This is a genomic window from Bacillus sp. SD075, from assembly GCF_017355165.1.
In the GTDB taxonomy this organism is placed as follows: Bacteria; Bacillota; Bacilli; order Bacillales; family DSM-1321; genus Peribacillus.
This window is the reverse complement of sequence record NZ_JADILK010000001.1, coordinates 30,967-45,128: the sequence shown is the minus strand read 5'-3', so window position 1 is coordinate 45,128 and position 14,162 is coordinate 30,967. Positions and strand designations below refer to the sequence as shown.

The following is a 14,162-nucleotide window of genomic DNA, read 5'->3' as shown; positions in this document are numbered from 1 at the left end:
CGCAAAAAGCACACAAAAACGCCCCTTCATAAAATATGAAGGGACGAATGAATTCGCGGTACCACCCAACTTGAGGACATAATATGCCCTCCGCTCAAGACGAATAACGGCCGTCAACCGTTTCCTGCTACTAATCATTTCACAGCAAATGCTCAAGGAAGTAATTCATCATACCATTTGTACCGATTTCCACTAACCACCGGCTCTCTGAAACAGGGATAGTCTGACTACTGGGTCCTATCATCGCGATCATTTAATCATTTAATCATTTTATTATTGTTAATAAACTTTTATCATACATAAGAATCATTGTCAACATCACCCTTACAGATTCTAGAAAAATAAGAAAGATGCCCTTTCCCCTACCTGTTATATGCTATAATATATGTGATTTCAGGGGGTATGATACGATGAATAATAATCAAAAAGATAGATTTCTAACAGTCTGGAAGCAGCTGACCCGTTTTTTTCAAAATAAAAAAACACAAAAGAACGCGCGGGTTACATACCAAGTCATTTGGAATTTAACGCTGATCCTCATTATTGTCGGGATTCTAGGATTCTCATTCGCTGGCGGCGTCGGGGCCGGCTATTTCGCTGCCCTCGTCAATGATGAGCCGGTACGCTCAAAAGAAGATTTGAAAAAAGACATCTACAATTATGAAGAGACCTCTGAAGTATACTTTGCCGATAACGTATACTTGGGCAAGCTTAAGAGTGACCTTGAGCGTGAAGAAGTGTCCATCGATAAAGTTTCCGAGCATTTAAAAAATGCAGTCATCGCTACAGAGGATGAATATTTTTATGAGCATGACGGGGTTGTCCCGAAAGCCATCCTGCGTGCCGTTTACCAGGAATTTTCGAATGCAGCCGTCCAATCTGGAGGAAGTACATTAACACAGCAGCTCATTAAAAACCAGGTCCTGACCAACGAAGTATCATTTGAACGGAAAGCAAAAGAAATCCTTCTGGCGCTCCGGGTCGAAAAGTTCTTTGAAAAAGAAGAGATTTTGGAAACCTACCTAAACGTCTCCACTTTGGGACGAAACTCTTCAGGCCGTAACATCGCTGGTGTCGAGTCCGCCGCTGAAGGTATTTTTGGCGTAGAGGCCAAAGATCTGACTCTGCCCCAATCAGCCTTTATCGCTGGATTGCCGCAAAGCCCTTTCGGATATACACCATATACCCAGAAAGGAAAACTGAAAGAAAATCAAGAGCCCGGCATCAACCGGATGAAAACCGTTTTAAAGCGGATGTATAGTAACGGATACATAACCAAAGAAGAATATGATAAAGCAAACGCATACGACATCACAAAAGACTTTATCGGTAAAACGGAGATGCCATCCGAGAAATATCCATGGCTCACCTATGAAATCGAAAAACGCTCCATCGAAATCCTATCTGTCAATCTCGCAAAGGAAGATGGATATGAAGAGAAAGATTTAAAGAATGATGATTTAAAAGATCAATATCTAGCACTTGCCGACCGTAAGCTGCGTCAAAACGGCTATCAGATTTATACGACAATCAATAAAAAGATTTATGACAAGATGCAGGAAGTAACGAAAAACTATCCGAATTATGGATACGATAAAACAGCACAAGTCATCGATCCTGATACGAAAGAAATGAAAACGGTGAGTGAGCCCGTTGAAGCCGGGGCTATTCTAATCGAAAATAAAACAGGAAAAATCATCAGTTTCGTAGGGGGCCGTGATTTCAAGCGGGAGCAGACGAATCACGCAACCGCATCACTGCGATCGAATGGATCAACGATGAAGCCGCTGCTCGTATATGGCCCAGGAATCGAATTAGGAAAGATCTCACCTGGAAGCGTATCGGCCAACGTACCCATTTCCATTCCAGCAGGATCAATGTGGCGTCCAGGGAACTATGGGGGCGGAAGCTATACGGGAGTAACGACAGCGCGTGAGGCACTGAAGAATTCCTATAATATCCCTGCAGCGATCTTTTACATGAAAATAATCAACCAAGGTCCAGCTTCCTATTTGGAAAAAATGGGCTTCACAACAGTGACGAAAGAGGATTACTCCTATCCCGCCATGTCATTGGGAGCTATGTCAAAAGGTGTGACCGTTGAAGAGAACGTCAATGCATTTGGCACATTTGCTAATTCAGGGGAATTCATCGATGCCTATATGATCGATAAAATCGTATCGAAAGATGGCAAAGTCATCTATGAACATAAAGTGAAACCAGTGGAAGTATTTTCTCCGCAAGCCGCTTACCTGACGCTTGATATGATGCGTGATGTCGTAAACAGCGGGACGGCCGCTTCGGTCAGAAATCGACTTGCTTTCTCGAGTGATTGGGCAGGTAAGACCGGAACTTCACAAAACTATTGGGACGCTTGGTTCGTCGCTACCAATCCTAATGTATCATTCGGTACATGGCTGGGATATGACACACCGAAATCCTTGCAAGGGACCTATAATGGTCTTGAATATAATAAACGTAATATGTATTATTGGGCAGATCTGATCAATGCAGCATATAAAGTCGACCCTAAACTCATCGACCCCGATAAGCGATTTGAAATGCCGGGCGGAATAGTAAGCCGTTCCTTCTGCGGTGTTTCAGGACTGCTGCCTTCAAGTTCATGCCAAAAGGCCGGGCTTGTCAAATCGGATTTATTCATCGCCAAATATGCTCCATCTAAGGCGGATGATAGTTTCATAGATGGCCGATATGTATCAGTCGGCAGCAAACGCTACGCAGCCCTACCCCAAACGCCGGGCGAATTCACAAGCGGCGGGTTCATGTTGAATCCCGATTCTTTTGCAGATATCGGATTGAAATATGTCGATGACCCAGGATCCGTGATCCCTGGAGGCGAAAAATCAGGGAATGTCGTTGGGGCGAAAGCGAAATTGAATGATAACGGCAAAGCACCCGATCCCCTATCCATAACGATCAGTAAGGATAAGATTACATGGGGCTTGCATCATGAAGGAGATGTCGTCGGTTACCGTGTCTATAAAGACGGCAAAAAAGTGGCGAGCATCAATGCCGGGGAGAGCCTTGTTTACAAAGTCGGCTCAGGCGGTTCCTTTTATGTAACAGCCGTAGATATAGTCGGTAAAGAATCATCCCCTTCTCAGCATGTTGAAAGCGGCGCTAAAAAGACTGATTCAAAAGAAGATTCCACAAAAAATAAAGATGATCGTGAAAAAGATAAAATAGCTAACGAAAATAAAAAAACAGACTCAAAAGAAGAGAACGGTTCAAAAAAAGAAGCAGACAAAAAAACAGATAAAGAATCAGATAAAGAAACGGATATAGATAAAAATAAAGAGCAAGTTCAAGAAAAAGATCAGAACAAAGGGAATACGGATAAAGAAAATCCAGAGACCGACAAAGATCAAGACACAGTCAATGATAAAGAGCAAGACACGGATAAAGCTGAAGAAGAGGAAGAATGACACTCTTTTTTGAACGAAAACAGGCTGCCGGGTTACCCGGCAGCCTGTTTTCTTATAATCTCCCAAAAAGGCATCCATGCAAGTGAACATGGATGCCTTTTCCTTTTCAAATGCAGCATGAGCCCAGTTTTTAATCCTCCATTGATGATAAATCACCAGTTGGCAGATCCAGTTCCCAAGCTTTCAAGACACGGCGCATTATTTTACCGCTTCTTGTTTTAGGAAGTTTATCCCTGAATTCAATTTCACGAGGTGCCGCATGCGCTGCTAGACCATGCTTTACAAATGTACGAATTTCCTCAATCAGCTCATCGTTTGCATCATATCCGTCACGAAGGGCGATAAATGCTTTGATAATTTCCCCCCGTACTGGATCTGGCTTACCGATGACCCCCGCTTCAGCTACGGCTGGATGCTCGACCAACTTGCTTTCCACTTCGAATGGTCCGACTCTCTCCCCTGCCGTCATGATGACATCATCAACCCGGCCTTGGAACCAGAAATAACCATCCTCATCCATATATGCGGAATCTCCGGAAACATACCAATCACCCGGCATAAAGTAAGATTCATATTTCGCTTCATTCTTCCAGACGGTCTTCATCATCGAAGGCCACCCTCTCTTGATGGCAAGGTTCCCCATTCTATGCGGCGGAAGCTCCTTGCCTTGATCATCTACTATTGCCGCTTTCACACCAGGAATCGGTTTACCCATCGAACCCGGTTTGATTTCCAGGCAAGGATAATTACAGATGACCTGGGCCCCGGTCTCCGTCATCCACCATGTATCATGGATCCGGTGATTGAATACCTTCATTCCCCAACGCACCACTTCCGGGTTCAACGGTTCACCGACACTTAAAATATGGCGGAGAGAACTCAAATCGAACCGCTTAACGATTTCATCACCTGCACCCATCAGCATCCTGAAGGCAGTCGGGGCACTATACCATACCGTGACACCAAAATCCTCCAAGGTCTTATACCAGGATTCAGGCTTGAATCGCCCTCCTACAATGACATTCGAGGTCCCTGTCAGCCAAGGTCCAAAGATCCCATATGACGTCCCTGTCACCCATCCAGGGTCCGCTGTGCACCAATACACGTCCTCATCCTTCAAATCCAGGACCCATCTTGCCGTTTGATAATGCTGGATCATCGCGTTATGAACATGAAGCACTCCTTTTGGTTTGCCTGTGGAACCGGAGGTATAGTGAAGAATCAGACCGTCATTCCGATCCACCCATTCAATTTCGAATTTTTTGTCTGCTTCTTTTAACTTTTTATTGAAGTGATGGTACTTTCCTTCTTCTTTTATGTTTTCCCCCACCAAGAATATATGCTTTAAGTGGGGTAATTCATCCACTGGGACGCGCGGCAAAAGTTCAGGTGTCGTCACAATCACACTTGCCTCACTATCTTCAAGACGATCCCTTATGGCGCCTTCCATGAAGGCTTCGAACAACGGCCCTACGACCGCTCCCGTTTTAACCGCGCCCAACAATGCAAAATAAAGCTCCGGGGAGCGAGGCATGAAGATGAAAACGCGATCCCCTTTTTCAACATTGGCAATGTTCTTGAACACATTGGCCGCTTGGTTCGTATAATCTTTCATTTCCTTGAATGTATACTTTTCATTTCTTTTTTCGTCTTTGTAATAAAGGGCTACTTTATTCTTCTTGTATGTTTCGACATGGCGGTCAATGGCTTCATACGCGAGATTCACTTTACCGGTTTCAGACCAGGTGAATTCCTTTTCCGTCTCAGACCAGTCAAACTTCTTGTATTTTTCATCATAATTCTTTAAATTAAAATTACCTTCCACCACTGGTAACGCTTTCACATTCATACGACAAACTCCCCCTTCATTCGGCTCTATATTTACATTATAGTACAAAAGTTGAATTATCTCAATTTTTAAAATATTTAACGCTTCATATTAGGGGAAATCCAGTTTGCCGAATTTTGAAAATTCCTAGTATATTGTTATACCGTCCATTTGAATCCATATTGTTGGCCGAAAAAGAAAAAGCACTGTAACAAAAGATTCAAATATGTCGTGAACTTTCTGAATTATGCCCCTTGTTTTCAAGTATAATTTATGTAAGCTTTCCATTCGGTCAACCTAGACATGAGAGAGTGTAAGATTACTATATTACAAGGGTGGTGAAAGAATGGAATATAATAAGACCTTTTATACTAAGGAACTGCAAACATTAAGCGGAACGCTCATCATCGAGGGGCCGTTAAGCGGCGAAAAAATGTCCGCTTATGAGTTTCACGAAGGCTTGGTCGCCTTTCGCCCGCCTGCTTTGCAGCATAAAGCGTTAATAGAGATTGCAGACTTACCTGAGGGCAGGATCTTTATCGCCCGTGAAAATGAAACAATCGTGGGTTATGTAACTTACTTATATCCCGATCCCTTGGAGCGGTGGTCGGAAATCGAGATGGAGGACCTGATTGAGCTTGGTGCAATCGAGGTCATCCCTAAATACCGGGGTGCCTCCGTCGGGAAAAACCTAATCCGCCTTTCCATGGAAGACGATTCGGTTGAAGACTTCATCATCATCACCACTGAATACTATTGGCATTGGGATTTGAAAGGGACAGGGCTGAATATTTGGGACTATCGCAAGGTCATGGAAAAAATGATGAGCGCGGGCGGCCTGGTCTACTTCGCAACAGATGATCCTGAAATCAGTTCCCACCCGGCCAACTGCCTGATGGCCCGCATTGGCAAAAGAGTTCCGCCTGAATCCATCCAGAAGTTCGACCAATTGCGTTTTATGAATCGGTTTATGTATTAAAGAGGCGAGTAAGAGGAGGAAGGAAAATGATTGTTGAAACAATAATGAATGAGGATATTATCACCCTCACTCCAACGGATACAATCCATAGCGCTGTCTTGATCATCAAGGAGAAACGAATTCGCCATATACCCATTGTCGATGATAGCTTTCAACTTGTGGGATTAGTCAGCGACCGCGATATTCGGGATGCTGCCCCTTCTATATTCCGTACCGAAGAATACAAAAATGATTTACAAAAACCACTATCAAGCATCATGAAAACGGAAATAATCACGGGGCACCCGCTAGATTTCGTGGAAGAAATCGGGGCTGTGTTTTGTGATAACAATATCAGCTGCCTTCCAATCGTAAAGGGAAGGAAGTTAGTGGGCATCATAACCGGTTCTGATTTACTCCATTCATACGTTGAGTTGACTGGAGTCAATCAGCCCGGTTCCCAAATCGAAATCAGAATCCCGGATAAGGCCGGTTCCCTTCATGATATTGCTCATATTTTCAAAAGACGCAATACGAATATCCTGAGCACCCTTGTTTATCCTGAAAAAAATGAAACCGATTATAAAATTCTTGTAATTCGTGTACAGACGATGAATCCATTCATGGTGGTGGAGGATTTGAAGAAAGAAGGCTATACCGTTTTATGGCCTATTCTGCCGGGGATTTCACATGAATGATACATCCCTTTTCGTCTATTCGGATGAACTCCTTACCTACAAATTCAACGATGAGCATCCATTCAATCAAAAACGGCTCAAACTCACGCTGGATCTATTAAAAAAACACCATGCCATCAATGATGATCAAATTATCAAGCCCAGAATGGCTACCGATGCAGAATTGGAACTGATCCATGATCACCATTATGTAAACGCTGTCAGATTGGCAGGTCAGGGAAAGCTCCCCCCTGAAAAGGCAGTAAATTATGGGCTAGGAACAGAAGATACCCCCATCTTCCCCAAAATGCACGAGGCAAGCGCCTTACTTGTAGGCGGTACCTTGACGGCTGTTGATGCCGTCATGACCGGTCAGTCCCTGCACGCACTTAATCTTGGCGGTGGCCTGCATCACGGTTTCCGTGGGAAAGCCTCGGGCTTTTGCATTTACAACGATAGTTCAGTCGCGATTAAATACCTGCAAAAAAAATATGGGGCTCGTGTCTTGTATGTCGACACCGATGCACATCATGGTGACGGAGTCCAATGGTCATTTTATGATGACCCGGATGTATGCACCCTATCCATCCATGAAACGGGGCGCTACTTATTTCCCGGAACAGGCAATATTAATGAGCGGGGCCAAGGAAAAGGCTACGGCTACTCATTCAACATCCCGGTCGATGCGTTCACTGAAGATGAATCCTGGCTCGATTGCTATAGGGCTTCCTTTAAAGAGGTCATTGAATTCTTCAAACCGGATGTCCTATTAACGCAAAACGGAGCCGACTCCCACTATTACGATCCGCTCACCCACTTATCTGCTACCATGAAGATTTATAGGGAAATACCAAAATTGGCCCACGAAATGGCCCATATGTATTGCGAAGGAAGGTGGATTGCAGTAGGCGGCGGCGGATATGATATATGGCGCGTTGTCCCGAGGGCTTGGGCGAGCGTCTGGCTTGAAATGACGAATAATGATATTTCAGGTCCCCTATCAAAGGAATGGCTCGATTGCTGGCAGCCTGAGTCCCCTGTTCCCCTACCGAATGAATGGGATGACACGGAGGATATATACGAACCCATTCCGAGGAAGCCTGAAATTACCGAGAAGAATGCCCTGACGCTTGAAAAGGTCCTTTATCCCATCAGGTCTTCCAGGCAGCCGTCGAAACGCAATGAACAAAGTTAACCAAAAGATCGTTGAAAAACGATCTTTTTTGTTCGGGAATACATTTGAAAAACAAAAAGAGAGTGTCCTCGGGACACTCTCGAAACCAGTTATTTCGTTGATTGTCGGTTTTCAATCCGATGTGGCAGGATCACTTTTTCAAGACCTTCTTCCACTTGTTCTTTATTCATCAACTTTGTAAGAAGCCTCATCGCAACCGCACCAATATCATATAAAGGTTGAACGATCGTCGTGATTTGAGGACGCACCATCAATGTCAATCTCGTGTTATCGAAGCTGATCACTTCAAAGTCTTCCGGCACATTATACCCTTTGTCCTGTGCGGCATGGACAATTCCAAGCGCCATTTCATCAGCACCGGCGATAAATGCGGTCGGTCTGTTTTCAGCTTCCAGGTACTTTTCAAAAGACTCAATTCCTGAATCATATGTATAATCACCTTCAACGATATAACTTTCATCAAATGAAAGCCCCGCTTCTTTCAACCCTCGTTTATAACCAGCCAATTTCATTTCATTAATCAGCGCGGAAGGGTTTCCGCTTACAAAAGCGATATGCTTATGGCCTTTTTTAGCGAAGAAGGTCACAGCGTCGAATGCCGCCGCCTCATAATCAATATTAACCGATGGAACTTGTCCGCTTTCATCCACCGAGCCAGCCAGAACGATTGGAACCGGTGAATTCTTAAACTCTTTGACATGCTCATCAGAAATGTTGCCGCCCATGAATACGATACCATCCACTTGTTTTCCAAGCATCGTATTCAACAAATGGAATTCCTTATCTATATTCTCATCAGAACTGCTTAAAATGATATTGTATTTATACATGGTGGCTATATCTTCTATGCCCCGTGCCAATTCGGCAAAAAAGATGCTCGATATATCCGGGATGATGACCCCGACTGTAGTCGTTTTCTTTGAAGCAAGTCCCCTTGCCACTGCATTGGGACGGTACCCTAACTTCTCAATCACATCGGAAACTTTCTTCCTTGTTGCAGGCTTTACATTCGGATTCCCGTTAACTACGCGGGAAACGGTGGCCATGGAAACATTCGCCTCACGCGCCACATCATAAATGGTTATATTATTCATTCATCCATTCCTCCATTTCTTTCATTTTCCCCATAAAAGACCCGAATTATTTCGAAAATAAATCTTTTATGCGTTTTCCTCTATAAGGAAGATTATTTTAGGAACGATCTGCCTAAAAAAAATGCAGTCCTACTCTCTTCTCAGTCAAATATTCAATACCCTATTCAAGTATAAAATTCACATAGAAATGTATGACTCAATCTTCCGAACAGTTCTCATTCTTGTTATTTATCATACGATAGTAGAATCTTTCCTGCAATCCAATAGTGCTTATTTCGAAGCTTTTTCTGCAAAAATAGGTATTTTACCATTAAAAAAAGCCCTTGCCAAGTTGGTAAGGGCCGTAAGTAGATCATTTAAAAACTTTCCAGCTTATACTGTTACCCAGTTCAAACGTTTAATTTCATCGTAGAATTCATCAAATTGTTTGAAGTCCATTTGCTGTGCAGAATCCGATAAAGCAACGGAAGGATCCGGATGCACTTCAGCCATAACACCGTCAGCACCGATTGCAAGTGCCGCTTTAGCCGTAGGAAGCAAGAGATCGCGACGTCCAGTTGAATGCGTTACATCAACCATGACCGGTAAATGAGTTTCTTGTTTTAAAATCGGTACAGCAGAGATATCAAGTGTATTTCTTGTTGCTTTTTCGTAAGTGCGGATACCGCGTTCACAAAGAATGATGTTGCCATTTCCTTGCGACATGATGTATTCCGCTGCATGAATGAACTCTTCAATCGTTGCAGCCAATCCACGTTTTAAAAGAACTGGTTTATTTACGGCACCTGCCGCTTTTAGCAAGTCGAAGTTTTGCATGTTGCGCGCCCCGATTTGGATGACATCGATATGATCGATGGCCGCTTCGATATCGTTGGCACTCACGATTTCACTGATGACAGCCAAGTCGTATTCATCAGCAACACGTTTAAGTATTTGTAAACCTTCCAAACCAAGCCCTTGGAAGTCATATGGAGATGTACGTGGCTTAAATGCACCTCCGCGCATCAATTTCAGACCTTTAGCTTTAATGACTTCCGCCACCGCAGCTGTCTGTTCATAAGATTCAACGGCACATGGTCCGAAAACGAAGCTAGGAATCCCATTACCGACCAATTCACCTTTAATGTCGATGATAGTGTCTTCAGCCTTTTGTTTTCTTGATACAAGAAGTGTTTTCTTCTGATCATCTTTTTGGAGCTCCAAGCCCAATTTAAAGATTTCTTTAAAAATATGTTTAATCGAACCAAGATCAAGCGGTCCTTGATGATTGGCTTCGATAAGATCTAGCATTGTTCTTTCACGGACCGGATCATAACGGTTTACACCTTGTTTTTCTTTAACGCGACCAATTTCCTGTACAAGTTCAGCACGTTGATTAATAAGATGTAATAACTGAAGGTTCACATCATCCAGTTGATTACGAAGTCCATCAAGCTCTTTGTTGCTCATTACAAATCCATCCCTTCGTTTTTTAAAATAGAAATCGGTTCAGCGGACTCAAACAAAAAACCCATCTGGATCCTCGAACATCCACCCCGATTGTTTTATCAATGAAAAATTTAGAATATTTCATGTATAATTAAATCAATTATAAATGAAGTGTCCATAAATGTCACTATATTTTTCTTTAATAATTAAACGCTTTTAAGCATTAAAGTTATAAATGCATACATGCAGGTGCTGCTCATTCAATAAAAAATGATTTGCACGGAATATTGAAACACGATCCGTTGTAGGAATTATATTGGAAATAGAACAGGAAAGCTATAATTTAATTGATAACTTATCTCTCGATAGCATTGGAAACATGATCAATTCGTCTGCCATTTGCCTTGGGCCATACACGAATGGTTAATGAGTTACAAGCCAAGCAGCCTGGACTCCTTGCTGAACAGGAAACTGCCTTTCAAGAAGAGGTTTCCCCTGGAGATCGTTTAAAATTCTTTTGCTCACCAGTTAAAGACGGAATAATAAAAGGCCGGACCCCTAAAAAAGGATCCGGCCTTCATAAATCATTCAGTAATGGCCTTGCTCAATGAATCATATGTAATCCGCCAATGGGATTCATTCCAGGTAGGTTTTCCACCTTTAAACAGGATGGCCTGAGGTGATTGATGTTTGACATCAAAAGTTTCTGCCACATAATTGGATAGTGGACGAGCTTCCTGAACGGCTAAATAGGCCGTTTTCAGTTGTTCGTTATCTAAAATGTACCTCTCATACTGTTCAAATGCTTCAGCACTGACCGGGCATGTCACACTATGCTTGAAAAGCAGGAATGTATCCTCTTTTAGAAGCTCATTGAATTGTTCTTCTGTTTCGATTTTACTCATAACCATAAAACAGTCTCCTTTCCTTGTCCACATAAATTTTACCATCAAAAAGGCGATGAAGCCATCGAAGCGCTTCACCGCCTTATTCTTCGTCCCTTTATGCCACTTCATCCCCATTAAAGGAATCCATGGAATTTATTTCTTTAGATTATTCTCTGTTTCATCAAACGCCTTTTTCGCTTCATCAAGTTTTAATTTTGCCGCATTCTTGTTTCCGCTAGTAGAATCTGCAGGATTATTTTCCGAGTCATTGCCGTTAGCAAAGTTCGTTTCGACGGATACGATAGGAGAATCGGACGTTCCGGTTACATCTATATCCTTATTGCTTGAATTCGTCGTATCATCAGCTGCGTCGCCATTTTCTTTTCCCGTTTTTAGGCTCTTCACCTTATTGACGATATTTGAAGATTTATTGGAAACGATTTCCGTAACGGAGTTTGTTTTTTCTTTTGCAGTATCAGCAAGAACTGTACCTTTTTCCATCGCCGTTAGTCTTAATCTCTCTGTTTTCTCTGAAATGTTTTTAGCTTGTTCATTGAAGTCATTCCTTAATTCCTTGCCTGTTTTCGGGGCCATGAACAAAGCTGTAGCCGCTCCGATCATCCCGCCGATCAAGGCGCCAATCATAAAGTCCTTCGAATTGATCGAGTCGCGTTCGTCCTCATAAGATTTCTGATAGTCCTTTGTCGCTAGTTCATTTTGAGTCATAATACATTCCCCTTTCAATTTTCAGTTCATTTTTATTTAACTAGATTTTAAGATCTAGAACGTAAAAACCTTTTTTTAGGTAGGTTATCTGTTTCCAGTGCTTCCCTTTCTAACTCCGCCCTTTCGGTTGGGGTCGGGGCAGCCTGCCTGCTTCTGGATTTCCATTTGTCCCTGATCTCCAAGGCCACATTGCTCCATTGTACAATTTGTGAGATTCGTTCTTGATTATTATCAATCTCAGCCTGCACTTTATGGGAAACCTTTTGGATGGAAGAATTAAAACTAGAGATGGATGTGCCTACATCCTTCACGGCATCCACCACCGTGTTCAAGTTTTCTGACTTATGCTGCAAATCTTCAGCCAACGTATTCGTTTTATGTAATAACTGAGTAGTTTCGAGCGTTATGCCCTGCATTTGGCTCTCTAGTCCTGTCAGCGTCCGGGCCACACTGTCCAGGGTAGTTTGAAGTGATGTCAGTACCTTTGTTAGGAAAATAACAAGTACCAAAAAAGCTATCGCTGCAACAGCAGCACTTACGTATAAAATAATCTCCATTGGAACACCTCCGAAAAAATCGACTTATTTAATAGCTGTTAGATATTAATTACCCCTTCCCTAGTATTATAAACGTATTTTTTTTTTGAATATACCCTATCAAACCCTAATCTGGAAATATTATTGTCTGCATCCAGTTCCTCCGTGAAATTCATGGGTGACACTAATGGCAGGAAATCGGGTATGATAGAAAAGATAAGTCGAATTTAAACAATGGAGGTATTTTTTATGAAAGATCCCAGAATTGGTACATTGGCCAAAAACTTGATCAATTATTCCGTGAAGCTTCAAAAAGGTGAAAGAATCTTGATTGAAAACTTTGGATTGCAGCGTGAACTTGTTAACGCACTTGTGAATGAAGCCTATGCAGCAGGTGGTTACCCATTCGTCCTGTTAAAGGATCACCAAGTGGATCGCGCCTTGCTGATGGGCGCCAAAGAAGAACAGTACAAGATGATGGGTGAGTTTGAAGCAAACGTAATGAACCAGATGGATGCTTATATCGGGCTTCGTGCCGGGGATAATATCAATGAACAATCCGATGTCCCTTCAGAGAAGATGGCGATCCATGGACAGACAGTCGGTAAAGTACATAGAAATATCCGCGTACCAAAAACAAAATGGGTCGTACTTCGCTACCCGACAAATTCCATGGCCCAATTAGCCAAAATGAGCACAGAAGCATTCGAAGACTTTTATTTCGAAGTCTGCAATCTCGACTATGGCAAAATGAGCGCAGCAATGGACAATCTTGTTGAACTGATGGATAAAACGGATAAGGTCCGCTTAACTGGGCCCGGTACGGATCTATCCTTCTCCATCAAAGACATTAAAGCCATCAAATGTGCGGGTGAGCTGAACATTCCTGACGGTGAAGTATATACGGCTCCAGTTAAGGATTCCATCAATGGAGTGATTTCGTATAATACTCCATCCCCTTATCAGGGGTTTACTTTTGAAAACGTGAAGTTAACATTCAAGGATGGAAAAATCGTTGAAGCGGTTGCGAATGATACGGAACGCATCAACAAAATTTTTGATACTGATGAAGGCGCACGATATGTCGGTGAATTTGCAATTGGTGTAAATCCTTATATTCTACACCCGATGCAAGATATCCTCTTTGATGAAAAAATTGATGGAAGTTTTCATTTCACACCCGGACAATGCTATGATGATGCCTTTAACGGAAACCATTCAGACATTCACTGGGACCTGGTCAATATTCAGCGACCTGAATATGGCGGCGGGGAAATCTATTTTGATGACGTCTTGATACGCAAGGACGGACGCTTTGTTTTACCGGAACTGGAAAATTTAAATCCTGAAAATTTAAAATAACATAATAAAAAACGACCGATCCGCT

General features: G+C 42.7%; 12 protein-coding genes and 1 other annotated feature. Of the genes, 6 read left to right on the top strand and 6 right to left on the bottom strand.

Annotated elements, in window-relative coordinates:
- Positions 1-36: 36 nt before the first annotated feature.
- Positions 37-253, bottom strand: a binding site (T-box leader).
- A gap of 157 nt (positions 254-410) precedes the next feature.
- Entirely contained in the window at positions 411-3,446 is a 3,036-nt protein-coding gene (locus IOC57_RS00210; RefSeq protein WP_207436840.1) for a transglycosylase domain-containing protein, read from the top strand.
- Positions 3,447-3,576: 130 nt separating this feature from the next.
- On the opposite strand, the gene acsA is transcribed toward IOC57_RS00210, so the two are convergent.
- On the bottom strand, positions 3,577-5,295 hold the full coding sequence (acsA, locus tag IOC57_RS00205; protein WP_207436839.1) for an acetate--CoA ligase: 1,719 nt from the start codon (positions 5,293-5,295) through the stop codon (positions 3,577-3,579).
- Between the two features lie 325 nt (positions 5,296-5,620).
- On the opposite strand from acsA, the gene IOC57_RS00200 reads away from it, so the two are divergent.
- From IOC57_RS00200 to IOC57_RS00190, 3 genes are read left to right on the top strand one after another with little or no spacing between them, the layout of a single operon-like run.
- Complete coding sequence (locus IOC57_RS00200) at positions 5,621-6,253, top strand: GNAT family N-acetyltransferase (protein WP_207436838.1); 633 nt, start codon at positions 5,621-5,623, stop codon at positions 6,251-6,253.
- 26 nt (positions 6,254-6,279) lie between these two features.
- Positions 6,280-6,930, top strand: a complete 651-nt coding sequence (locus IOC57_RS00195; protein WP_207436837.1) for an acetoin utilization AcuB family protein — start codon at positions 6,280-6,282, stop codon at positions 6,928-6,930.
- Positions 6,923-8,104 carry an acetoin utilization protein AcuC gene (locus tag IOC57_RS00190; protein WP_207436836.1) on the top strand — a complete coding sequence of 394 codons (1,182 nt, stop codon included), beginning with the start codon at positions 6,923-6,925 and terminating at the stop codon, positions 8,102-8,104. Before IOC57_RS00195 ends, IOC57_RS00190 begins: the two co-directional genes overlap by 8 nt.
- An 89-nt stretch (positions 8,105-8,193) precedes the next feature.
- Here the strand turns inward: IOC57_RS00190 and ccpA are convergent, their stop codons facing one another.
- Both ccpA and IOC57_RS00180 read right to left on the bottom strand, forming a co-directional pair.
- Positions 8,194-9,198, bottom strand: coding sequence for a catabolite control protein A (ccpA, locus tag IOC57_RS00185; RefSeq protein WP_207436835.1), 1,005 nt, complete (start codon positions 9,196-9,198; stop codon positions 8,194-8,196).
- Between the two features lie 372 nt (positions 9,199-9,570).
- Positions 9,571-10,647, bottom strand: a complete 1,077-nt coding sequence (locus IOC57_RS00180) for a bifunctional 3-deoxy-7-phosphoheptulonate synthase/chorismate mutase (protein ID WP_207436834.1) — start codon at positions 10,645-10,647, stop codon at positions 9,571-9,573.
- A 398-nt stretch (positions 10,648-11,045) separates the two neighbouring features.
- On the opposite strand from IOC57_RS00180, the gene IOC57_RS00175 reads away from it, so the two are divergent.
- Complete coding sequence (locus IOC57_RS00175) at positions 11,046-11,237, top strand: hypothetical protein (RefSeq protein ID WP_207436833.1); 192 nt, start codon at positions 11,046-11,048, stop codon at positions 11,235-11,237.
- Here the strand turns inward: IOC57_RS00175 and ytxJ are convergent.
- The 3 genes from ytxJ to IOC57_RS00160 all read right to left on the bottom strand — a co-directional run bounded on the left by ytxJ (position 11,211) and on the right by IOC57_RS00160 (position 12,796).
- A complete protein-coding gene (gene ytxJ, locus IOC57_RS00170; protein ID WP_207436832.1) occupies positions 11,211-11,537 on the bottom strand; it encodes a bacillithiol system redox-active protein YtxJ in 327 nt (108 codons plus the stop codon). The genes IOC57_RS00175 and ytxJ overlap by 27 nt on opposite strands.
- 129 nt (positions 11,538-11,666) lie before the next feature.
- Positions 11,667-12,239 carry a YtxH domain-containing protein gene (locus tag IOC57_RS00165; RefSeq protein WP_207436831.1) on the bottom strand — a complete coding sequence of 191 codons (573 nt, stop codon included), beginning with the start codon at positions 12,237-12,239 and terminating at the stop codon, positions 11,667-11,669.
- A gap of 47 nt (positions 12,240-12,286) precedes the next feature.
- Positions 12,287-12,796, bottom strand: coding sequence for a DUF948 domain-containing protein (locus IOC57_RS00160; protein ID WP_207436830.1), 510 nt, complete (start codon positions 12,794-12,796; stop codon positions 12,287-12,289).
- 228 nt (positions 12,797-13,024) lie between these two features.
- On the opposite strand from IOC57_RS00160, the gene IOC57_RS00155 reads away from it, so the two are divergent.
- On the top strand, positions 13,025-14,137 hold the full coding sequence (locus IOC57_RS00155; RefSeq protein ID WP_207436829.1) for an aminopeptidase: 1,113 nt from the start codon (positions 13,025-13,027) through the stop codon (positions 14,135-14,137).
- Positions 14,138-14,162 lie beyond the last annotated feature (25 nt).